Here is a 23,166-nt window from a genome sequence, read left to right as displayed (position 1 = left end):
CTCATATTCTTTTACATTGATAAGTTTTAGGATTTATCAAGATCGTACAACTATACTAGATAATGTTCGATCATCGAACAAAAAATATTTATACCGAACAAAACCATAGTTTGATAACTAGATCAATTTACAAAAATTATCAAGAATGTTTAAAAGGAAATCTAAGGGAAACACTCGGGATTGAGTGAAATATCTATCTGTTCATTCTGCCTCTGTGTGTCTAAATCTCTTATCTATTCCTTCCTGAATGAGCACAATGGAGTTGTCTAATGATTGACAAAAGTAAGTCCTCTCTAAGCGAGGTACTATCGCAGATTAAAGATGGTGCAACCATCCTGATTGGTGGTTTTGGTACCGCAGGACAACCCGCTGAACTCATTGACGGACTGATTGAACTGGGTATTAAAGACCTGACTATTGTGAGTAATAATGCCGGTAATGGCGATTACGGTCTGGCTAAACTGCTTAAAGCCGGTTCGGTTAAAAAAGTGATTTGCTCTTTCCCTCGTCAGTCAGACTCTTATGTGTTTGATGAGCTGTACCGTGCCGGAAAAGTAGAGCTTGAAGTGGTTCCACAAGGTAATCTGGCATGTCGTATTCAGGCAGCAGGTATGGGACTTGGTGCTGTGTTTACCCCAACAGGCTTTGGAACACTTTTAGCTGAAGGCAAAGAAACCCGTCATATTGATGGTAAAGATTACGTACTCGAATATCCGATTAAAGCTGATTTTGCCTTGATTAAAGCTTACAAGGGCGATCGCTGGGGTAATCTGGTTTACCGTAAATCTGCACGTAACTTTGGCCCGATCATGGCCATGGCCGCTGATGTCACCATTGTTCAGGTGTCTGAGGTCGTTGAGCTAGGTGGACTAGATCCAGAGCACATCATCACCCCGGGTATCTTTGTACAGCATGTTGTCCAAGTACAGCCCTCACAGTAAGCAATAAGGAGAAATAACATGAGCTACCAGAAACTCAGCCGTGACCAGATTGCAAAACGTGTGGCACAAGATATTCCAGATGGCGCCTATGTGAACTTAGGCATTGGTTTACCAACCAAGATTGCAAGCTACCTACCTAACGACAAAGATATTTTCCTTCATTCTGAAAATGGCCTATTGGCATTTGGCCCACCGCCAGCCGCAGGTGAAGAAGACCCTGAACTGATTAATGCGGGTAAAGAGTTTGTGACCATGCTTGAAGGTGGCAGCTTTTTCCACCATGGCGATTCATTTGCGATGATGCGTGGTGGTCACCTTGATATTGCCGTGCTTGGTGCATTTCAGGTTGCTGCGAATGGTGACTTGGCGAACTGGCACACAGGTGCACCAGATGCGATTCCTGCAGTAGGTGGTGCGATGGATTTAGCTGTGGGTGCCAAGAAAGTATTTATCACCACAGATCATGTGACCAAACAAGGTGAGCCGAAAATTGTGGCTGAGCTGACTTATCCGGTAACGGGTAAACACTGCGTTGACCGTATTTACACCGATCTTTGCGTAATTGATGTGACTAAAGATGGCTTAAAGGTGATTGAGAAAGTGGAAGGTCTTAGCTTTGAAGAGTTACAGGCTTTGACTGGTGCAACTTTGATTGATGCGACTCAAGGGTAAGGAAGTAGGGAAATGACATTAAAAAACGCTTATATCATCGATGCCATCCGTACTCCATTTGGCCGTTATGCCGGTGGTCTTGCTCCTGTCCGTGCTGATGACCTTGGCGCTGTGCCGATTAAAGCGCTCATGCAGCGTAACCCAAATGTAAATTGGGAACAGGTCGATGATGTGATCTATGGCTGTGCTAACCAAGCCGGTGAAGATAACCGTAATGTCGGCCGTATGTCAGCACTACTTGCGGGTTTACCGTATCAAGTACCAGCAACGACTATTAACCGCTTGTGTGGTTCTTCACTCGATGCAATTGCCATTGCTGCCCGTGCCATTAAAGCAGGTGAAGCGAACTTGGTGATTGCAGGTGGTGTAGAAAGCATGAGCCGTGCACCTTATGTGATGGGTAAGTCAGATAGTGCTTTTGGCCGTAGCCAGAAGATTGAAGACACCACCATGGGCTGGCGTTTCATTAACCCAAAACTTAAAGAATTGTATGGTGTAGACACCATGCCCCAGACTGCCGAAAACGTCGCTGAACAGTTTAACGTGAATCGTGCAGATCAGGACCAGTTTGCCTTGGTGAGCCAACAACGCACCGCAAGCGCGCAAGCCAAAGGCTTTTTTTCTAAAGAAATCGTGGCAGTTGAAATCCCTCAGCGCAAGGGTGATGCTGTTGTGATTGATACCGATGAACATCCACGTGCATTAACTACACTTGAAGCTTTAAGCAAACTTAAACCTGTTGTCAAAGCAGATGGTTCTGTGACTGCAGGTAATGCTTCAGGCATTAACGATGGTGCAGCAGCTCTACTGATTGCTTCTGATGATGCAGTTCAAGCTTACAACTTAAAACCACGTGCCAAGATCATTGCTTCAACAGCAGTGGGTGTAGAACCCCACATTATGGGTTTTGCTCCGGCGCCAGCGATTAAAAAATTACTTAAACAAGCCAACCTGACTTTAGATCAGATGGATGTGATTGAGCTCAATGAAGCTTTTGCGGCACAGGCTTTGGCAGTGACCCGTGATTTAGGTTTGCCAGACGATAGCAACAAAGTAAATCCAAACGGTGGTGCAATTGCTTTGGGTCATCCGCTTGGTGCGTCAGGTGCACGCTTAGTCACTACAGCATTAAACCAGCTTGAACAGACAGGTGGCCGTTATGCCTTGTGTTCAATGTGTATTGGTGTAGGTCAAGGCATCGCTTTGATTATTGAGAGAGTCTAATCATGAGCCAGTTATATGCCAGCTTGTTTTATCAAAAAGACGTCACTGACATCTTTAGTGACTCATCTTTAATCACATATATGATTCAGGTTGAAGTTGCGCTAGCTCAAGCACAGGCACAAGTTGGCGTGATTCCTCAAAATGCTGCTCATACAATTGCCCAAGTAGCTGAGCAGGCACTAGAAAAGTTTGATTTTCCAGCGTTGGCTGTAGCAACTGGCTTAGCTGGAAATATCGCAATTCCATTTGTAAAGCAGCTTACGGCAATTGTTAAAGATGTTGATGAAGATGCTTCACGCTATGTGCATTGGGGCGCAACGAGTCAGGATATTTTAGACACAGCTTGTATTTTGCAATGCCGCGATGCGTTAAACATTGTGGAAGCACAACTTCAACAGTGCTACACCACTGCATTACAACAAGCTAAGCAATATCGCCATCAGGTCATGATTGGGCGTACATGGTTACAGCAAGCTTTGCCAATTACTTTAGGACATAAGCTTGCACGTTGGGCTTCTGCATTTAAACGTGATTTAGACCGTATACAAGCAATGAAATCACGAGTGCTCACTGCTCAGTTAGGCGGTGCTGTGGGTTCATTAGCTTCTTTGCAAGATCAAGGTTCGCTTGTGGTAAATGCATTTGCTAAGCAGTTGAATCTGACTGTACCCACAAGCACATGGCATGGTGAGCGTGACCGTATTGTAGAAATCGCAAGTGTGCTCGGCATGATTGTTGGGAATACGGGCAAGATGGCGCGTGACTGGTCACTCATGATGCAAACAGAAATTGCAGAGTTGTTTGAGCCAACTGCAAAAGGTCGTGGTGGTTCATCGACCATGCCTCATAAGCGTAATCCAGTGGCAGCAGCTTCAGTACTTGCAGCAGCGAATCGCGTACCAGCACTTATGTCTAGTATCTATCAAAGTATGGTGCAGGAACATGAGCGTAGCTTAGGCGCATGGCATGCAGAATGGTTAGCAATCCCTGAAATTTTTCAGCTTTGTGCTGGAGCATTAACTCGTACTGGTGAAGTTTTACAAGGTTTCGAAGTTAATGCTGAGCGTATGCAGCAGAACCTTGACTGTACCAACGGGCTGATTATGGCAGAAGCTGTGATGATGGCGCTTGCTCCAAAAATTGGACGTTTAACTGCGCATCATGTTGTTGAAGCAGCTTGTAAAACAGCCGTGGCTCAAAAGCAGCATTTATCTGAGGTTGTTAGTCAGTTAGATGAAGTAAAAGAACATTTTAGTCAAAAAGAAATTTTGGAAATATTTAAAGCAGAAAACTATTTGGGCAACATTCAAGCTCAAATTGATGCTGTTCTGCAAGAAGCACAAGGAGGAGACATAAAGTGAAACAGCTTATCACCAATCGACAAGGTAAACAGCTCGCTGTATATACCGACGGTTTAAAAGATGCTCCAGCACTTGTGTTATCTAACTCGTTAGGAACAGATCATGGAATGTGGCAGCCGCAAGTAGATGAACTTAAAAGTCATTTTAATGTCATTACATACGACACACGTGGTCATGGCGAAAGTGATGTAATCGCTGAATCATCTTTACAAAATTTAGGTGAAGATGTTGCTGATATTTTAGATGCCTTAGACATTGAAAAAGCTCATTTTTGTGGCATTTCAATGGGCGGAATAACAGGGCTTTGGTTAGCTATCCATTACCCAGAGCGCTTTCTAAGCATTACTGTCGCAAATTCGGCGGCAAAAATTGGACAGGTTGAGGCGTGGTTGAGTCGCGCAGAATCAGTAGAACAAAATGGACTGGCTGAATTGGTTAAAACCACGCATACACGTTGGTTTAGTGAAAAATTCGACTATCAACATAATGTGGTTGCACAAACGACGATTCAAAGTCTGGCAAACACACCAGCACAAGGTTATGCCAATGCGTGTCGTGCTTTAGCACATGCTGATTTAAGAGATGAGATTACACAAATCCAAGTGCCGGTATTGCTAATTGCAGGAACGGCAGATCCAGTGACAACAGTAGCAGATGCTGAGTTTATGCAGAATGCTATCAAGAACAGTCAAATTGCTAAATTGGAAGCATCTCATCTTTCTAATATTGAGCAACCGCAAAGATTTACTCAGGAATTGACTAGGTTTATTCAGCAAATCTAATAGCTTAGTCGTTTAAAAGGAATTGGCCTTAAGGAGGCAAATATGGCGTCTCAGGATTACGCTGCACCAAATAAAAGTATCGATGCTCAAGCATTAATTAATGATGCTCCACTCAGTAAGTATCAATGGATGATTGCAATCATCTGTTTCTTAATTATTTTTACTGACGGTATCGATACTGCTGCAATGGGTTTTATCGCTCCAGCTTTGGCTCAAGACTGGGGTGTTGATCGCTCTCAGTTAGGCCCAGTGATGAGTGCTGCACTTGGTGGAATGATTATTGGAGCTTTAGTTTCTGGCCCAACAGCTGACCGTTTTGGTCGAAAAATCGTTTTAGCTTTTTCGATGCTTGTGTTTGGTGGTTTTACTTTAGCATCTGCGTATGCAACCAACTTAGATAGCCTTGTCGTTTTACGCTTTTTGACAGGTATTGGTTTGGGCGCGGCTATGCCAAATGCCACTACATTATTTTCTGAGTACTGTCCAACTCGTATACGTTCATTACTCGTGACATGTATGTTTTGTGGTTATAACTTAGGAATGGCTACAGGCGGTTTTATTAGTAGCTGGCTCATCCCGACCTATGGTTGGCACAGTCTATTTTTACTTGGCGGCTGGTCACCTTTGATCTTAATGGTTTTAGTAATTTTTGTCTTACCTGAGTCTTACCGCTTTTTAATTGTTAAAGGTAAGAACCCAGAGAAAGTACGCAAGATCTTAAATCATATCGCACCTGCTCAAATTCAAAATGCGACTGCATTCCACGTACCTGAAGAGAAAACTGAAACAGCTCAAAAGAAAAATGTCTTTGGAATTATGTTTTCTAAGCCATATGCGAAAGGAACACTTTTACTTTGGTTGACCTATTTCATGGGCTTAGTGGTTGTTTACTTGCTTACAAGCTGGTTACCAACACTGATGCGTGAAACAGGTGCTTCAATGGAGCGTGCTGCATTTATTGGTGGATTGTTCCAGTTCGGTGGTGTGGTAAGTGCATTATTCATCGGTTGGGCGATGGATAAATTTAACCCGAACCGAGTTATTGCCATTTTCTACTTTGCTGCGGGTCTATTTGCGATTGCTGTTGGTCAAAGTTTAGGAAACTCAACATTACTTGCTGTATTGGTTCTTTGCGCAGGTATCGCGATTAATGGTGCGCAATCTTCAATGCCAGCATTAAGTGCACGTTTCTATCCAACGCAGTGCCGTGCAACGGGTGTGTCGTGGATGACAGGTATTGGACGTTTCGGTGCGGTATTTGGTGCTTGGATTGGTGCCGTACTACTTGGTAATGATTGGTCGTTTACTGCCATTCTCAGTTTATTACTAATTCCAGCGACTGCTGCGGCTGTTGCTGTATTTGTTAAATCACTTGTTGCGCATACCGATGCAACTTAATAGAGGTCTATCACAATGAATGATGAACAACGCTATAAACAAGGCATTGAGGTGCGGACTGAAGTTTTGGGTGAAAAGCATGTTGGTCGGTCTTTGCAAAACTTAAATGACTTTAACCAAGATTTTCAAAACTTTATTAGCCGTTACGCATGGGGTGAAGTGTGGTCTCGTCCGGGCTTGCCACGCCATACACGTAGTTTAGTGACGATCGCAATTCTATTGGCGCTTGGACGTGAAGATGAACTACGCATGCATTTACGTGCTTGTTTCAACAATGGTGTAACTAAAGAAGATTTAAAAGAGTTGATCTTACATAGCTCGCTCTATGCAGGTTTACCTGCTGCAAACGCTGCAATGCATATGGCCGAAGAAGTCTTTAAAGAGTTGGGAATAGAAGTCAACTCAGTTGCAGCAAAAGAACAGGATTAAGGAGATAAAGATGTCACAACATAGCTGGGGTGCTTACGCCCAACGTAATACAGAAGATCATCCACCTGCATATGCGGAAGGTTATAAGACAAGTGTTTTACGTTCGCCAAAAAATGCATTGATTTCTATTAATGAGACTTTAACTGAAGTTACTTCACCGCATTTTTCTTCAAACCTATTTGGTCCAAAAGATAATGATTTGATTTTGAACTATGCCAAAGATGGTTTACCAATTGGTGAACGTGTCATTGTTCATGGTTATGTCCGTGACCAGTTTGGTCGTCCTGTAAAAAATGCACTTTTAGAAGTATGGCAGGCCAATGCTTCAGGTCGTTATCGCCATCCAAACGATAAGTTTATTGGTGCAATGGACCCTAACTTCGGTGGTTGTGGCCGTACATTAACTGACGAAAATGGTTTTTATATTTTCCGTACCATTAAACCAGGTCCATATCCGTGGCGTAACCGTATTAATGAATGGCGTCCAGCTCATATTCACTTCTCTTTAATTGCTGATGGTTGGGCTCAGCGCCTAATTTCACAGTTTTATTTTGAAGGCGATACACTCATTGACACTTGCCCGATTTTAAAAACGATTCCTTCTGAAGATCAACGTCGTGCATTGATTGCACTAGAAGATAAAAACAACTTTATCGAAGCTGATAGCCGTTGTTACCGTTTTGACATCACTTTACGTGGCCGTCGAGCGACTTACTTCGAAAATGATTTGACTTAATCGGGAGTATGAGCATGAATAACTGGAATTTTCAGGAATTAAAAGAAACTCCATCTCAAACAGGTGGTCCTTACGTTCACATTGGTTTATTGCCACAACAAGCAAATATTGAAGTGTTTGAAAACAACTTTAATAACCAGTTATTACAAGACCAAACCAAAGGCGAACGTATTCGTCTTGAAGGTCAAGTATTTGACGGATTAGGTTTACCGCTGCGCGACGTGCTGATTGAGATTTGGCAAGCTGATGCAAATGGTATTTACCCAAGTCAGGCAGATACGCGTGAGCAAAAAGCAGATCCTGCATTTCAGGGTTGGGGACGTACTGGTGCTGACTTTGAAACAGGGATCTGGAGCTTTAATACAATTAAGCCAGGTGCTACAGCAGGTCGCAAAGGTTCAATTCAGGCACCTCATATTGCATTAGTGATTTTCGCTCGCGGTATTAACTTAGGTCTTCATACACGTGTTTATTTTGAAGATGAAGCCGAAGCAAATGGCAATGACCCTATTTTAAATAGCATTGAGTGGGCACCGCGTCGCCAAACTCTTATTGCAAAACGTTTTGAAGAAAATGGTGAAATTGTTTACCGCTTTGATATTCGTATTCAAGGCGATGACGAAACAGTATTTTTTGATATTTAAGAAACACCTAAGGCTACACATGATTTTCCATGGATGCGTGTAGCCTTTTTAAAGGATGGTATGAAAGAGATGAAAATGAAAACATTATTAAGCTTAAGTTTGCTTGCACTCCCATTTTTTACAGCACAGGTAAATGCTGAACCTGTTGCTTTAGCTACTCAAACACAACCTGCGACTACAGCAGTTAAAACAATTGTTCCAATTACAGCAAAAACCAAAGAACAAGCTTTAGCGCAAGCACAAGTGATTGCAAATACAGCAGATGCTGATTTAGCAGAATTCCGTATCGATTTACTCAGTTTTGCGAGTGATACAAAACAAGTGATTGCTTTGGGGCATGAATTGAAAAAGATATTAGGCAATAAACCAATGATTGCCACAATTCGTACCAAAAACGAAGGTGGTCAGCTTGAAATTAGCGATGTGGATTATGGTAAGACTTATCAGGCTTATTTAAAAAATCCGTTCATGGATTGGTTAGATGTTGAAATGTTCCGTGATCAAAAAGTAGTTTCAGAAATTGTTCAAAAAGCACATCAAAAGAAAGTGTTGATTGTGATGTCTAATCATGACTTCCAAAAAACACCAAGCCAAGACGAAATTGAAAAACGCCTGTTAAAACAAGATCAAATGGGGGCAGATATTCTAAAAATTGCCGTAATGCCAAAATCTAAACAAGACGTTTTCACTTTAATGAACGCAACTTTAAAAGTAAGTCAGCAAACCACTAAACCATTGTTAACGATGTCGATGGGACAACTTGGTACGATTTCTCGTGTTGCGACTGCCAATATGGGTGGAAGTTATAGCTTTGGCATGATTGGTGAGGCGTCAGCACCGGGTCAAATTGATGTGACTAAGCTCAAACAGATTTTAAAAACCGTTCAGCCAACAAACCCATAAATCATAAGGATATGATGAAATGAATACATTACGTTTAACTACTCTTGCATTAGGTTTGATGGTTTCAGGAATTGCTGCGGCACAAACTTATGTTGTTGACCGTTATCAGGATGATAGCAACAAAGGCTCTTTACGCTGGGCAATTGAACAAGCCAATGTAAATTCAAGCGAAGCGAGCGAGATCTTGATTCAGGCTGTAGGCAAAGCACCTTATGCGATTAAATTAAATAGCGCACTTCCTGAAATTAAAGCACCTGTCAAAATCATTGGTACCCAGTGGGATAAAACTGGTGAATACATCGCAATTGATGGATCAAATTATATTAAAGGCGAAGGTGCAAAAGCTTGCCCAGGTGCAAACCCTGAACAGTATGGAACAAATGTCCGTACCATGACTTTACCGGGCTTAGTACTACGTGACGTCAACAATGTCACTTTAAAAGGTTTAGACATTCATCGTTTCTGTATTGGTGTTTTGGTTAACCGTTCAAGCAATAATCTTATTCAACATAACCGTATTAGTAATAACTACGGTGGTGCAGGTGTCATGCTTACTGGTGATGATGGGCAAGGTAACCCAACTGCAACAACGACCAATAACAACAAAGTTTTAGACAATATCTTCCAAGACAATGGTGATGGTTTAGAACTGACACGTGGCGCTGCGTTTAACTTAATTGCAAATAACCATTTTGTTTCAACGAAAGCAAACCCAGAACCATCACAAGGTATTGAAATTTTGTGGGGTAATGACAATGCCGTAGTCGGTAATAAATTCGAAAACTACTCGGATGGCTTACAGATTAACTGGGGCAAGCGTAACTATATTGCCTACAACGAAATGACCAATAACTCGATTGGTTTTAACATGACAGGTGATGGCAACATTCTTGATAGCAATAGAGTGCATGGCAACCGTATTGGTGTTGCTATTCGTTCGGAAAAAGATGCAAACGCAAAAATTACATTGACTAAAAACCTGATTTGGGACAATGGTAAAGATATTAAGCGCTGTGAAGCTGGTGGTTCATGTGCACCAAATCAGCGTTTAGGTGCAATTGTATTTGGTGTACCTGCACTTGAGCATGAAGGTTTTGTCGGTTCTCGTGGTGGCGGTGTAGTTGTTGATCCATCTAAGCAACAAAAAACATGTACTCAACCAAATCAACAAAACTGTAATGCTCAGCCGAATCAGGGCATTAAAGCGCCTAAGTTAACCGGTAATAAAGGTTCAGTTGCTGTAGAAATTAATGGTTTACCAAACCAACGCTATCAAGTTGAGTTCTTTGGAAATCAAAATGCGGCATCAAAAGAAGCTGAGCAATATTTAGGAGCGGTTACCGTTGCCACAGATGCTGAAGGCAATGCAAAAGCGAATTGGAAGCCAACTCTCAAAGTTGCTTCAATTACAGCGAATGTAACTGATCGTTTTGGAGCGACGTCTGAACTTAGTTCGGCCGTACAAACTAAATAATAACAATAAGGGAAGCGCCTCAAACCGAGGCGCAGCATAGAAATATAGAAATGATAAAAGGGACTTGAAATGCCAAATATAATGAAACTGAGTGTGTTAACAATCGCAGTATTGGGCAGTCAATTTGCGCTTGCTAATGAGCCTTGGTCACAAGACCGTCAATGGTTGCTAGGCGACTGGAATGGTGAACGCCAGCAGCTAGAGCAACAAGGCTATAAATTTACAGCTTCTATTATGAGCCAAAGTGCCACAAATTTAGATGGTGGTTACAACGACAACAATACTTTTGAAAATGCCGCGCAGCTTTCTTTAGGTGCAAACTTCGATTTAGAAAAGATTGCTGGGTGGAAAGATACAACAGCCAGTTTAGTCGTGACTAAACGTGACGGGAATGCGCTTACTTTGGAGCGTATTAAAGACCCTCGTTCTAGCCAATTAGGTAATGCTCAAGAGATTTATGGCCGCGGTAAAATCTGGCGTCTGTCTCAAGCATGGGTAAAGAAAGGCTTTGTTGATAATACCGTACAGGTCAAAGTTGGCCGTATGGGCATGTCAGAAGACTTTAATGGTTCTCAATGTGAGTTTCAGAACTTATTGCTTTGCGGTGGGCAGCTAGGAAAATCAATTGGTTCAATTTGGTACAACTCACCAGTTGGTGTTTGGGCTGCAAACGTTAAATATCAGTTTGTGCCTGAGTGGACTTTGGGTGTCGGTGTTTATGAGGTAAATCCAGACAACATTAAAACCGAATCAAATAGTGATGGTTTTAATCTGGATATGAACAACGTGAAGGGTGCAACTATACCGGTTGAGCTCGCATGGAAACCAAAACTTGCTGCTTTTAATGGTTTACCGGGTGAATATAAAGTCGGTGCGCTGTACTCAACCGCAGAAGCGAATGATATTAAAACCGCGGGTAAAGTTCATGATGGAAAACAAAGTTTCTGGGTTAATGCTCAGCAACAACTTACCCATAAAGGTGAAGACCCTAAACGTGGTTTATACGTAAGCTTGAACGGTGTTGTAAATGATAAGGCGACGACCTTTGTTCAAAGTACCCAACAACTTGCTCTTTGGTATAAAGGGCCATTTGATAGCCGTCCAAATGATTCGATTGGTTTTGGTATTGCCAATTATGTCGTCAATGATCGCGCTAAAGATAAGCAAATCGCAACAAACGAAAGTCGTGGATATTATAGCTATGATGCGATTGCATCTGACTATATTCCAATTCAAGACGATGAGCTAAATGTTGAATTGAATTATACCTATCAATGGTCTCCGGCCGTTATGTTACGTCCAAACATTCAATATATCCATCAACCTGCTGGTGTAAAAGCGGTCGATGATGCTTGGGTGGCGGGCTTAAGCGTTAAAGTCAATTTTTAACAATGTTGATGGCTGGTTAGACATAGTTTAACTGGCCCAAATGCTTGAACTATTGTGTTCAGTATATGTGGAGTAGCATCTATGTCTGAGTCAGATTCTAAGTTTCATATCTTATTCAAAATATGGTGTTTTTTATTAGGCCTAGTTTTATTGGCTACTGGTGTTTTTTACATCGTAGGCGGTGGCAAGCTAGTTTCATTAGGTGGATCTTGGTATTTCCTAGTCGCAGGACTGTTGATCACCATTTCTGCATTTAGTATTTTTCGTAAAAAGGCACTTGGTGTCTGGATTTTTGCGGCTGTTTTTGTTGGCACAGTCATTTGGTCATTTGTTGATGCAGGATGGGAATTTTGGCCGTTATTCTCGCGGTTAATGTTTCCTGCTGGTCTTTTTGCCGCATTGTTATTTACCTTGCCTTCAATTCGACGTTACCAATTCCAAAGCGGTTTGGCATCTTCATCCTATGCAGTGGGTGGATTAGTTGTAATCGGTATGTTGATTGCGTTCTATCAAATGTTCCAACCGCATCCAACAGTAGCAAGTTCAGGTGAAAAGCTACCTTTAGTACCAGTTGACCCTGCTAAAAAACAGGTGAATTGGGAAAATTATGGAAATGATGCAGGTGGTAGTCGCTTTGTTGCTCTCGATCAAATTAACCGAGATAACGTTCATAAACTAAAAGAAGCTTGGCGTTTTAGAACAGGCGATTTTACAACAGGTAGTGGTAATGGTGCTGAAGACCAAATGACCCCGCTACAAGTTGGAAATAAAGTTTTTTTATGTACACCACATAACAACATTTTTGCGATAGATGCTGACTCGGGTAAACAACTCTGGAAAGCTGAAGTGAACTCTAAAGCCGATGCTTGGGAACGTTGCCGTGGGGTTGCATATTTTGATTCGACCAAGCCACTTGTACAACCAACTTTGGCTGGTGCAAATGCAGTAACCACAGTTGCAGCAAATACGGCATGTCCGCGCCGTTTATATACCAATACACCTGATGGTCGTTTAATTGCAGTGAATGCAGATAACGGTCAGCGCTGTGCTGATTTTGGTGTAAATGGAACAGTAGATTTGTTAGAAGGTCTTGGGGCTGGAACGAAAGCACCACGGTTTGAAGTGACTTCTGCACCGACTATTGCTGGAACAACTATTGTGGTGGGGAGTCGTATTGCCGATAACGTAGCCGCAGATATGCCGGGTGGTGTTATTCGTGGTTATGACGTCATTACTGGTAAACTTCGCTGGGCATTTGACGCGCGTAATCCAGATCCTAACTATGTTCTAAAACCGGGTGAAACTTATAAACGTAGTTCGGCAAACTCTTGGGCTGCAATGTCATATGACCCGCAAATGAATACGGTGTTCTTACCTATGGGTAGTTCATCTGTCGACATTTGGGGTGGTAATCGTAATCCGTTAGATCATAAATACAATACTTCTGTTTTAGCACTTGATGCAACAACAGGTAAAGAGAAGTGGGTATATCAAACTGTTCATAATGATTTATGGGACTTTGATTTACCAATGCAACCAAGTCTAGTCGACTTCCCATTAAAAGATGGTACGACTAAACCAGCTGTTGTGATTGGAACCAAATCTGGACAATTCTTTGTACTTGACCGTGTAACCGGTAAACCACTAACTAAAGTGATTGAACAGCCCGTTAAAGCTGCAAATATTCCGGGTGAGCAATACAGTGCAACTCAACCACGTTCTGTTGAAATGCCTCAAATTGGTAATCAGACTTTAACTGAATCAGATATGTGGGGTGCAACGCCGTTTGATCAGCTCATGTGTCGTATTAACTTTAAGTCAATGCGTTACGAAGGTCTATTTACTGCACCGGGTACTGATGTTTCATTAAGCTTCCCAGGTTCTTTAGGTGGCATGAACTGGGGTAGTATTGCATTTGATCCGACTCATCGCTATATGTTCGTCAACGATATGCGCCTTGGTTTATGGGTTCAATTAATGGAGCAAACACCTGAAGATATTAAGATTCAGGCGAGTGGGGGTGAAAAAGTAAATACAGGTATGGGTGCTGTACCAATGAAAGGTACGCCATATAAAGTGAATAAAAACCGCTTTATGTCTGCTCTAAGTATTCCTTGTCAGAAACCACCATTTGGTACTATGACTGCAATTGACATGAAAACTCGTCAAGTCGCATGGCAAGTACCACTGGGTACGGTTGAAGATACAGGACCTATGGGTATCAAGATGGGCCTAAAAGCACCGATTGGTATGCCAACTATTGGTGGACCAATGGCTACACAAGGTGGTTTGGTTTTCTTTGCAGCAACACAGGACTACTACTTACGTGCATTTGATTCATCTACAGGTAAAGAACTGTGGAAATCACGCATGCCAGTAGGTAGCCAAGGAACTCCAATAAGCTATGTTTCACCGAAAACAGGTAAACAATATGTGGTTGTTACTGCAGGCGGAGCTCGCCAGTCACCTGATCATGGTGATTATGTAGTCGCTTATAGCTTAGAAAAATAATTAAATAAGGCAAAAGGGAGCAATTCTCTTTTGCCTTTAATTTTAATATATTTTTTGTATTAAAGTCTGGTAGTAAATCCTATTATTTTAACTAGATAGCTTTACCAAATAGTAAAAAAGTGCTTTAACTTATTGCAAAACCTAAAATATTCCTAAGATTGATAATGCTTGAACACTAGATGTAGCCGAACTCGTAGATATTTTTTCACAATGTTTTACCTATAACTAAATCTTATTTGTTTATTAAGTTTTATTTAACTTAAGATTGTGAATTTTAATTAAAAATAAACATTATTGACCTCTAAATTCTAAAAAACAGCTTTTTTTTGCTGGAAAAACAAGCGTAAATATATATTTATATTATATTTATATAATTTATAGCATTACGTTAGAATGGTCATCGCAGGTTATTACTACCCAGTAATAATTTGTATTTCAGGAATTTAAGCTTTTATTGGCTTAAGGCTCATCGCAAGATGGGCCTTTTTTTATGCGCTTTAGATCATAATATTTAATTATTATAAAATAGCCTAAGCAATAAGCTGTATGAATTAATGAAAACAATCACAAAAAATAGTCTTTAATGACAAGAACTGTATGATTTGTTAAATTAAAGCCACTTGATAATAATAGGTGATACGATGAGATTTTTGGTTCTTGCAACTTTATCTGGTTTAGCTTTGATGGGTTGTGCATCTGTTCAGCAAGCACCGAATACACAAGAAACTATTCGTTATGCTTCTAGTCCATGCTTTGGCGCATGCCCAATCTATTCTGTAGAAGTAACACCTACGGGTTTAATTCGTTTTGAAGGCAAGCAATACACTAAAGCTATCGGTGTTAAAGAAATTCAAGGTAGCGTAAAAGATTATAAAAAACTTGCAGATGATCTAAAAGCTTATCGTCCTGAAACAGGTACACAATCTAAAACTGCGGGTTGTCAGCAGACGGCAACTGATATGTCTAGCTACTACATTACTTGGATTAAACCAAATGGTACAGAAACAAAATTAAGCCATTACACAGGTTGTATCTCTCCTGCAAATAATAGATTGAATAAAGTTATGGAAAAACTGCCTGAACAATTAGGCATTAAAGATCTAATTTAATGATAGAAGCCCCAAACTCTTGGGGCTTTTTCTTGTTAAGAAGAATTATATACGTGAGAGTTTGGTTTTAAGTATTTCTAAAAGAATCAGCGTATAATACAGATTATAAAAACATATATTGTTAAGAGTGGTTATATGTCAAATATTGTCTATGCCTTTTTGGGTGGTTTATTACTCGGCATCGCAACAGTTGGATATTTATATATAAATGGTCGTATAGCCGGAATTAGTGGATTACTTGCTCAAGTTATAAATCCTACTAAAGATACTTTTAAAAGTTCTGCATTCTGGTTCATTGCAGGACTCGTGATTACACCTTTCATATATGGTTACTTTTATCAGCCTCAAATTGAAATTAAAGCCAATACATTTGCACTTATTTTAGCTGGCGTACTTGTTGGCTTTGGAACACGGCTAGGATCAGGTTGTACAAGTGGCCATGGCATTTGTGGCATGAGTAGGCTATCAAAACGCTCAATGATAGCGACAGCAGTTTTTATGTTTGCTGGCATGTTAACGGTTTATATCATTCGTCATGTGTTGGGGTAATCCAATGAAAAATATCTTTGCTTTTATATTTGGTAGCTTGTTTTCATTGGGTTTAATGATCTCTGGTATGTCTAATCCTGAAAAGGTATTAGGTTTTTTAGATATCTTTGGTCAGTGGGATATCAGCTTAATGTTTGTAATGTTAGGTGCGATTGCTGTGGCATTTATTCCATTTCAACGGGCTATAAAAAGACCTAAAACTCTTTTTAATGAACAAATTCAATTACCAATGAATACACAGATTGACCAAAGGTTAATTGTTGGTGCGTTTATTTTTGGTATAGGCTGGGGAATAGCGGGGATATGTCCAGCTCCTGCTTTAACACTTATTGGATTAGGACATTTTGAAGCACTCTATTTTATTGTGGCAATGTTATTAGGAATGTTTATTTACCGAGTTTTAAATAAAGGAAATTAAACCTATGCAACGACCTCTAGTAAAAGATTTTTTTGATGAAAATACTAATACTTTTAGTTATGTTGTTGCGGATTTAGCGACTCGTCAATGTGCCATTATTGACAGTGTACTTGACTACGATGCAGCTTCAGCGACTACGAAAACAACCAATGCTGATTTGATTATCGATTATGTTTTAGCTCAAAACTTCAAAGTGCAATGGATTGTAGAAACCCACGTACATGCAGACCATATGACTGCTGCCCAATATTTAAAATCTAAATTGGGTGGCACAATTGCCATTAGTAAAAAAATTTCAGTGGTACAAGAAACATTTTCCGCTATTTATAATTTTGATTTTAAGAAATTCAATGAAAATCAACCGTTTGATTATTTATTCGAAGATCATGAACATTTCAAAATAGGGGATGTAGAAGCCTATAACATTCCTACACCAGGGCATACACCCGCTTGCTTAAGTTATGTGATTGCCGATGCTGTTTTTGTAGGTGATACTTTATTTATGCCTGATTATGGTTCGGCCAGATGCGATTTTCCTAAAGGAAGTGCGGCTGCACTTTATGATTCGGTACAAAAGCTTTATACACTTCCTGACAACATGCGCATGTTTTTATGCCATGACTATAAGCCCGAAGGTCGTGATGAATATGTCTGTCAAACAGATATTAAAACCCAAAAGCAAAGTAATATTCATTTAAATCGACGCGTTTCCAAAGACTCATTCATAAAAATGCGCCAAGAACGAGATGCAACTTTGGCAATGCCAAAATTAATTTTGCCTTCAATTCAAATTAATATGAACGGTGGAAACTTTCCGGAACCAGAATCGAATGGCATCCGGTATTTGAAAATTCCTTTCAACTACTTCTAGAAATAGCCTAAGCAAATAATGAAATTACCTCATGGAAATAGCCTAAGGAAGATTTAAAGAACTTGTCTTAAATCCCGCGAAGTCTCTTGCAATAATGGCAGAATGTGTTGAATTAAATATTCTTTAGTTGTTTTCATGGTGGGAGAAACAATATTTAAGGCTGCAACAACTTTAAAGTCTTGTCCATAAATCGGTACGGCGAGTGCGTGAACGCCTAATTCGTGTTCTTCACGTGAATAACACCAGTCTTGTTCTCGAATCTCTTGTAGCAACTCTAAAAATTTATCGTTTTCAATATGCGTATATTTGGTTAAACGCTGTAGCGGGTATTTTTGAAGCCAGTCCAATTGTTCTTCTTGACTTAAATGCGCCAGTAAAATTTTACCCGCCGAGGTCGCATGAGCAGGTAAACGATTACCCAAGTGTAGGCCGTATGGATTTACACGGTCAGTTTGTTGGTGTGCCGCACTACGTGCAATGGTAATGGCTTCATAACCGTCAAGTACCATGACCGAATAAATAAGAGAGGTTTGGTTAGTTAATAGGTTTAATAAAAGCTGCGATACTTTTGGAAGCTGAGCTGCGCCCAAATAAGCTCCTGAAAATTTAAGAACTTTGGGAGTTAGATAGTAATAGTGGCCATCTGACTCAAGATAACCTAAATATTCTAAAGTTAATAAATGACGTCTTGCTGCCGCTCGGGTGAGCCCGGTTTTTTCAGCCGCCATAGAAATATTTAAACGATGTTGATTACTGCTAAAGCTATCTAGAATAGCCATGCCTTTACCGATGCCAGCAATGTAATCTTCATGACGAATCGTTTTTTTGTTGTCCTGATTCTGGATTATCCGTTCATCTTTACTCATTACTGGTCCTTGTACGATAGAAGCTTAGTAGATCAATTTGCTTTATTGAAAAAGTTTAATAATTTCATTTCGCAAAAATTGATGTCTTAAATTATCCCTTAAATCTTCGTGCCAAAACATACCCATTTTAATATTGGTTATCTCAAAAGGCAGAGAATGTAAGCAAATTTCAGGACTATAAGATAAATGCTGCAAAATCATACGAGGCATGGTCAGTATTGCGTTGGCCTGAGCCGCCAGAACTTGTAACGCCGTTGAGTAGTTTTGACAGCGCATAAATACATTTCTTGAAATTTTTTGATGCTGGTTTAAATAAATATCTTCAAGCAAAGCGCCCGTACGGCGTGATGAAACACCAATGTGTCGTCCATTAATATAACGAGATAAATCGACTTCTTTAAGTTGACTGCAAATGACGAACTCATCTGTTACCAAATGATCAAAGGTAATTTTTGGAGATAAGTATTGTTCTAGGTCAATCACGAAATCGAGCTGCTGCGTCGCCAAGTCCGCCATAATATGTTTTCGATCTAGCTTCATACTGACAAACTGCAAATCTAAATTAAGACTTTGAAAATGTTGAGCAAGCCTTGGAAGAATAATCGGTTCAATCTCATCATGCACGGCGATTTTTAAGCTTTTTAAACTGGTTGGATCAAAAACATGTTTCTGTTGACTAATATTTTGAATCGTTAAAAGTGCTTGCTTAACAGTTGGATAAATCTGTTCTGCAAAGGGCGTTGCAGACATTTTATTGCCTACACGTATGAATACATCATCTTCAAGTTGTTGGCGTAGTCGTTGTAAAGCATGACTTGCTGCTGACTGTGTAATATTGAGACTGCTTGCCGCATTTGAAATACTTTTTTGCTCATAAATCGCAATAAATAGCGGATATAAATTGATATCAATTCGGTGGAAAAAACTTAAGTCTAGGCCATGCAAGTTATGAATATTATTCATGAGGTGTTATTTAATAAAATCATTTCATTCATATTAAGTTTCAAGTTATGTTGATGTAAAGACCAGATAATGATGTAAAGGAAAAAGAATGTTTGAACTCTCCAAGAAAGCTCAGGATTTTACTGAGCGAACAAGAAAATTTATTTTAGAAGAAATAGAACCTGTCGAAGCAAAATTTTGGGAAGAAGTTCACGAGTTAAATCCAGATGGAAACTGGAAAAAATGGCAATGGCCTGAGCTTTTAGAAACTTTGAAATCTAAAGCAAAGCAAGCTGGTCTTTGGAATATGTTTTTACCCGATGAAAAGCTGGGTGCAGGGTTAACTGTTCAAGAATATGCACACATAGCTGAATTAACTGGCCGTAGCTTATTGGCACCAACCGTTTTTAACTGTAATGCACCAGATACAGGAAATATGGAATTGTTATGGCGCTATGGCAGTGAACAGCAAAAACAACAATGGTTACAGCCTTTATTAGACGGAAAAATTCGTTCGGTTTTTTGCATGACTGAACCTGATGTTGCATCAAGCGATGCAACCAATATGCAAGCAACTGCACTCATCGATGGTAATGAAATTGTTTTAAATGGCAAAAAGTGGTGGTCGTCTGGCTTAGGTGATCCAAATGCTAAAGTCATTATTTTTATGGCACATACACCAGATGAAACCAAAGACCGCCATCATCAACACTCTATGGTTTTAGTACCGATTGATACGGCAGGTGTCGAGATTCAACGGATGTTACCTGTGTTTGGTGACTACGATGCACCGCATGGACACGGTGAGGTTCACTTTAATAATGTTCGAGTGCCTCTTGAAAACTTTATTGGTGGAGCGGGCCAAGGTTTTGAAATTGCACAAGGGCGCTTAGGGCCAGGACGTATTCACCATTGCATGCGCTGTATTGGAGCTGCAGAAAAAGCTCTAGAACTTATGATTGATAGAGGCATGTCTAGAACTGCGTTTGGTAAAGAAATTTTAAAACTCGGTGGAAACCTCGAACGCGTAGCCGATGCTCGAGTAGCCATAGATCAAGCCAGACTTTTAACCTTGTATGCTGCTTATAAAATGGATACTTTAGGAAATATGGCTGCTTTAACAGAAATATCTGCAATTAAAGTAGTGGCTCCGAGTGTTTTAGAAAAAGTAGTCGACATGGCGATTCAGCTACATGGCGGTGCGGGCCTTTCGAGAGATACACCATTAACGGGTTTCTTTGCTCAAGCACGCAGTTTACGTTTAGCTGATGGTCCAGATGAAGTACATAAAGGCATGATTGCCAAATTAGAGTTGGCCAAACGTGGTTATTTCGGTCGTCATAAGAAAGTATAAGTTTAAAGGAAGTGAAGATGTCGGTAATTGATATAGGCGGTGAAGTACGTGAAGGTGAAGAACTTAATATTGGGGCAGTTGAAAACTGGTTAAAAAACCAAGGTGTTGAGTTGATTGGTCTAGCAGTCGTTACTCAATATACAGGTGGGGCGTCGAATTGGACTTATCGTTTAAAATATGAAAATACCGATTTAATTTTACGACGTCCCCCAAAAGGAACAAAAGCGAAATCGGCCCACGATATGGCCCGTGAATATATGGTGCAAAAAAATCTTGCGCCTTATTATCCAGTGCTTCCTAAAATGGTGGCACTTTGTCAGGATGAATTGGTCATTGGCTGTGATTTTTATGTCATGGAACGCATTGAAGGCATTATTCCTCGTGCAAAATTGCCGCCTGAACTTGGCTTTAATGAAGAAAATGTTCATCAACTTTGTGTGAATGTTATTGATAAGTTGATTGAGCTACATCAAGTTCCCTATGAGAACACGCCTTTAGCTGAACTAGGCAAAGGAACAGGATATTGCCGTAGACAAGTTGAAGGTTGGGATAAACGCTATGAAAAAGTCCGCACAATCAATGTTCCTTCATTTAAATATGTCCGAAAATGGCTAAATGATAATATCCCTCAAGACTCCACCACTTGTATTATTCACAATGATTGGCGTTTTGATAATGTGATTTTAGATCCAGAGCATCCAACAGAAGTGATTGGCGTGCTCGATTGGGAAATGGCGACCTTGGGTGATCCACTAATGGATTTGGGTAGTGCTTTAGCTTATTGGGTTGAGCTAACGGATAACATGATTTTTAGATCAACACGCCGTCAGCCGACTCACTTAAAGGGAATGTTTTCTCGTAAAGAAGTCATTGACTATTATTTGCAAAAAACAGGATTAGAACCTCAAAACTGGGCTTTTTATGAAGTGTTTGGTGTATTCCGTTTAGCAGTGATTGCCCAGCAAATCTATTACCGTTATTACCATAAACAAACCCGAAACCCTGCTTTTAAAGATTTCTGGATAGTGATTCATGCGCTACATATCCGAGCTTTAAAACTTATCGCACAGCAAAAATTGCAAGAATCTGAATTTGCTCAACAATCTCTACAGAAAATACAGGGTATTTTAAGAAGATGACCACAATTTATCTGGTACGACATGGACAGGCATCGTTTGGTAAAAGTAACTATGATGAGCTGTCTGAAAATGGTGAGGCTCAGGCGACTTTGTTAGGTCGTTATTTTAAGCAAATATTGAAAGAACAACCGTATGTGGTTGCTGGAACTATGCAGCGCCACGAACAAACTGCAAAGCTCGCACTCACTGAATGCTTTCCAGATGCGGTGATTCATCATAAAAATTTATGGAATGAGTTTAATCATCAACAGGTTTTTGCCCGTTATGAACCGCGTTTTGAACAGCCTGAACTGTTAAAAGCTGACGTAGCACAAGAACAGAACCCACGTGCATATCTTGCCAAAATATTTGAAGGTGCAATTGGACGATGGACCGATGGCGATTTTCATCATGAATATGATGAGTCTTGGCCACACTTTAAAGAAAGAGTAGAAACAGCATTGCAGCAACTTTGTGATGAGTTAGCAAAAACCAAACCTCGCTATGCAATTATTTTTACCTCTGGTGGTGTGATTTCTGTAGCAATTGGAAAATTGCTTGAACTCAGTCCTAATCGAACTTTTGCGTTGAATTGGGCAATTACTAATACAAGCCTCACGACTTTGCGTTTGGTTGGAAATGAAGCTCAGGTTTTAAGTTTAAATGAACATCATTTTATAAAAGCTGAGCGTCCAGATTTACTGACATGGATTTAAAATAAGGATAAAAGCATGGCAAAGACAATTTTAATTACAGGTGCAAGTTCTGGATTGGGCGCAGGTATGGCGCATGAATTTGCAGCCAAAGGCTATAACTTAGCGATTTGTGCACGCCGTTTAGACAGATTAGAAACTTTAAAAACTGAACTTGAAAATCAGTACGGTATTAAAGTTATTGCAAAAAGTTTGGATGTTACTCATTACGATCAGGTTTTTGAAGTATTTCGCGCCTTTAAACAAGAGTTTGGCTATTTAGACCGAATTATTGTAAATGCGGGAGTCGGAAATGGTCGTCGTATTGGTAAAGGTAATTTTGAAATTAACAAAGCCACCGCTGAAACCAACTTTATTTCTGCTTTAGCACAGTGTGAAGTAGCAGTTGAAATTTTTAGAGCACAAAACGCAGGTCATTTGGTGGTAATGTCATCCATGAGTGCGATGCGCGGATTACCAAAACATTTATCGACCTATGCAGCCAGTAAAGCTGGGGTTGCTCACTTGGCTGAAGGTATTCGTGCTGAGTTACTGGATACGCCAATTAAAGTCTCAACCATTTTCCCAGGGTACATCCGTACCGAAATGAATGAGGGTGCTAAACATTTACCTTTTGAGGTAGATGCCAAAACAGGATGTAAGGCTTTAGTCAAAGCTATCGAAAAACAACCTGTAAAGGCTTATGTGCCGCAGTGGCCATGGTTACCAATGAGTATTGCCATGAAGGTTTTACCTTTGAGATTGGTCAATAAATTAGGATAA

General features: G+C 40.3%; 23 protein-coding genes. 21 read left to right on the top strand and 2 right to left on the bottom strand.

The features are described from left to right. Positions 1 to 269 precede the first annotated feature (269 nt). The 17 genes from WA249_RS09710 to WA249_RS09630 all read left to right on the top strand — a co-directional run bounded on the left by WA249_RS09710 (position 270) and on the right by WA249_RS09630 (position 17,411). Positions 270 to 941, top strand: a complete 672-nt coding sequence (locus WA249_RS09710; protein ID WP_336168274.1) for a 3-oxoacid CoA-transferase subunit A — start codon at positions 270 to 272, stop codon at positions 939 to 941. Between the two features lie 18 nt (positions 942 to 959). Next, positions 960 to 1,613 (top strand): 3-oxoacid CoA-transferase subunit B, encoded by a 654-nt coding sequence (locus WA249_RS09705; protein ID WP_032006418.1) that lies wholly within the window; start codon positions 960 to 962, stop codon positions 1,611 to 1,613. Between the two features lie 12 nt (positions 1,614 to 1,625). Continuing rightward, a complete protein-coding gene (gene pcaF / locus WA249_RS09700) occupies positions 1,626 to 2,837 on the top strand; it encodes a 3-oxoadipyl-CoA thiolase (RefSeq protein WP_336168272.1) in 1,212 nt (403 codons plus the stop codon). A 2-nt stretch (positions 2,838 to 2,839) separates the two neighbouring features. Further along, positions 2,840 to 4,198 carry a 3-carboxy-cis,cis-muconate cycloisomerase gene (locus tag WA249_RS09695; RefSeq protein ID WP_336168270.1) on the top strand — a complete coding sequence of 453 codons (1,359 nt, stop codon included), beginning with the start codon at positions 2,840 to 2,842 and terminating at the stop codon, positions 4,196 to 4,198. After that, positions 4,195 to 4,980: a 3-oxoadipate enol-lactonase gene (gene pcaD / locus WA249_RS09690; protein ID WP_336168268.1), complete on the top strand. Its 786-nt coding sequence runs from the start codon at positions 4,195 to 4,197 to the stop codon at positions 4,978 to 4,980. The genes WA249_RS09695 and pcaD overlap by 4 nt, the downstream gene beginning before the upstream one ends. A 42-nt stretch (positions 4,981 to 5,022) precedes the next feature. Then, a complete protein-coding gene (locus tag WA249_RS09685; RefSeq protein WP_336168266.1) occupies positions 5,023 to 6,378 on the top strand; it encodes an MFS transporter in 1,356 nt (451 codons plus the stop codon). 15 nt (positions 6,379 to 6,393) lie between these two features. Then, on the top strand, positions 6,394 to 6,807 hold the full coding sequence (pcaC, locus tag WA249_RS09680) for a 4-carboxymuconolactone decarboxylase (RefSeq protein WP_005306044.1): 414 nt from the start codon (positions 6,394 to 6,396) through the stop codon (positions 6,805 to 6,807). Positions 6,808 to 6,817: 10 nt separating this feature from the next. Further along, the gene (pcaH, locus tag WA249_RS09675; protein WP_016137964.1) at positions 6,818 to 7,543 is read left to right on the top strand and encodes a protocatechuate 3,4-dioxygenase subunit beta; all 726 of its coding nucleotides are present in this window, start codon (positions 6,818 to 6,820) and stop codon (positions 7,541 to 7,543) included. A gap of 8 nt (positions 7,544 to 7,551) precedes the next feature. Beyond that, on the top strand, positions 7,552 to 8,187 hold the full coding sequence (gene pcaG, locus WA249_RS09670) for a protocatechuate 3,4-dioxygenase subunit alpha (RefSeq protein ID WP_336168263.1): 636 nt from the start codon (positions 7,552 to 7,554) through the stop codon (positions 8,185 to 8,187). Positions 8,188 to 8,262: 75 nt separating this feature from the next. Further along, the gene (gene aroD / locus WA249_RS09665) at positions 8,263 to 9,090 is read left to right on the top strand and encodes a type I 3-dehydroquinate dehydratase (protein WP_336168261.1); all 828 of its coding nucleotides are present in this window, start codon (positions 8,263 to 8,265) and stop codon (positions 9,088 to 9,090) included. A gap of 19 nt (positions 9,091 to 9,109) precedes the next feature. Further along, positions 9,110 to 10,564 carry a right-handed parallel beta-helix repeat-containing protein gene (locus tag WA249_RS09660; protein ID WP_336168259.1) on the top strand — a complete coding sequence of 485 codons (1,455 nt, stop codon included), beginning with the start codon at positions 9,110 to 9,112 and terminating at the stop codon, positions 10,562 to 10,564. 69 nt (positions 10,565 to 10,633) lie between these two features. Further along, on the top strand, positions 10,634 to 11,953 hold the full coding sequence (locus WA249_RS09655; RefSeq protein WP_336168257.1) for a carbohydrate porin: 1,320 nt from the start codon (positions 10,634 to 10,636) through the stop codon (positions 11,951 to 11,953). A gap of 81 nt (positions 11,954 to 12,034) precedes the next feature. Then, positions 12,035 to 14,464, top strand: coding sequence for a glucose/quinate/shikimate family membrane-bound PQQ-dependent dehydrogenase (locus WA249_RS09650; protein ID WP_336168255.1), 2,430 nt, complete (start codon positions 12,035 to 12,037; stop codon positions 14,462 to 14,464). A gap of 650 nt (positions 14,465 to 15,114) precedes the next feature. Then, the gene (locus WA249_RS09645; protein WP_336168406.1) at positions 15,115 to 15,573 is read left to right on the top strand and encodes a DUF6438 domain-containing protein; all 459 of its coding nucleotides are present in this window, start codon (positions 15,115 to 15,117) and stop codon (positions 15,571 to 15,573) included. A gap of 135 nt (positions 15,574 to 15,708) precedes the next feature. Continuing rightward, the gene (locus WA249_RS09640; protein ID WP_336168253.1) at positions 15,709 to 16,122 is read left to right on the top strand and encodes a YeeE/YedE family protein; all 414 of its coding nucleotides are present in this window, start codon (positions 15,709 to 15,711) and stop codon (positions 16,120 to 16,122) included. Positions 16,123 to 16,126: 4 nt separating this feature from the next. Beyond that, entirely contained in the window at positions 16,127 to 16,540 is a 414-nt protein-coding gene (locus tag WA249_RS09635; RefSeq protein WP_336168251.1) for a DUF6691 family protein, read from the top strand. A gap of 4 nt (positions 16,541 to 16,544) precedes the next feature. Beyond that, positions 16,545 to 17,411 carry an MBL fold metallo-hydrolase gene (locus WA249_RS09630; protein WP_336168249.1) on the top strand — a complete coding sequence of 289 codons (867 nt, stop codon included), beginning with the start codon at positions 16,545 to 16,547 and terminating at the stop codon, positions 17,409 to 17,411. 53 nt (positions 17,412 to 17,464) lie between these two features. Here the strand turns inward: WA249_RS09630 and pcaU are convergent, their stop codons facing one another. Beyond that, positions 17,465 to 18,277: an IclR family transcriptional regulator PcaU gene (gene pcaU, locus WA249_RS09625; RefSeq protein ID WP_336168246.1), complete on the bottom strand. Its 813-nt coding sequence runs from the start codon at positions 18,275 to 18,277 to the stop codon at positions 17,465 to 17,467. A gap of 42 nt (positions 18,278 to 18,319) precedes the next feature. Continuing rightward, positions 18,320 to 19,240 carry a LysR family transcriptional regulator gene (locus tag WA249_RS09620; protein ID WP_336168244.1) on the bottom strand — a complete coding sequence of 307 codons (921 nt, stop codon included), beginning with the start codon at positions 19,238 to 19,240 and terminating at the stop codon, positions 18,320 to 18,322. 88 nt (positions 19,241 to 19,328) lie between these two features. Between WA249_RS09620 and WA249_RS09615 the strand changes: the two genes are divergently transcribed. From WA249_RS09615 to WA249_RS09600, 4 genes are read left to right on the top strand one after another with little or no spacing between them, the layout of a single operon-like run. Further along, positions 19,329 to 20,573, top strand: a complete 1,245-nt coding sequence (locus tag WA249_RS09615) for an acyl-CoA dehydrogenase family protein (RefSeq protein ID WP_192453920.1) — start codon at positions 19,329 to 19,331, stop codon at positions 20,571 to 20,573. Positions 20,574 to 20,590: 17 nt separating this feature from the next. Beyond that, positions 20,591 to 21,712 (top strand): phosphotransferase family protein, encoded by a 1,122-nt coding sequence (locus WA249_RS09610; protein ID WP_336168240.1) that lies wholly within the window; start codon positions 20,591 to 20,593, stop codon positions 21,710 to 21,712. Continuing rightward, positions 21,709 to 22,407 carry a histidine phosphatase family protein gene (locus WA249_RS09605; protein ID WP_336168238.1) on the top strand — a complete coding sequence of 233 codons (699 nt, stop codon included), beginning with the start codon at positions 21,709 to 21,711 and terminating at the stop codon, positions 22,405 to 22,407. Before WA249_RS09610 ends, WA249_RS09605 begins: the two co-directional genes overlap by 4 nt. A 15-nt stretch (positions 22,408 to 22,422) precedes the next feature. Continuing rightward, positions 22,423 to 23,166 carry an SDR family oxidoreductase gene (locus WA249_RS09600; RefSeq protein ID WP_336168236.1) on the top strand — a complete coding sequence of 248 codons (744 nt, stop codon included), beginning with the start codon at positions 22,423 to 22,425 and terminating at the stop codon, positions 23,164 to 23,166.

The organism is Acinetobacter sp. 161(2023), assembly GCF_037027805.1.
GTDB lineage: Bacteria > Pseudomonadota > Gammaproteobacteria > Pseudomonadales > Moraxellaceae > Acinetobacter.
Note: the sequence above shows the minus strand (reverse complement) of the source record. Positions and strands in the feature narration are given on the sequence as shown.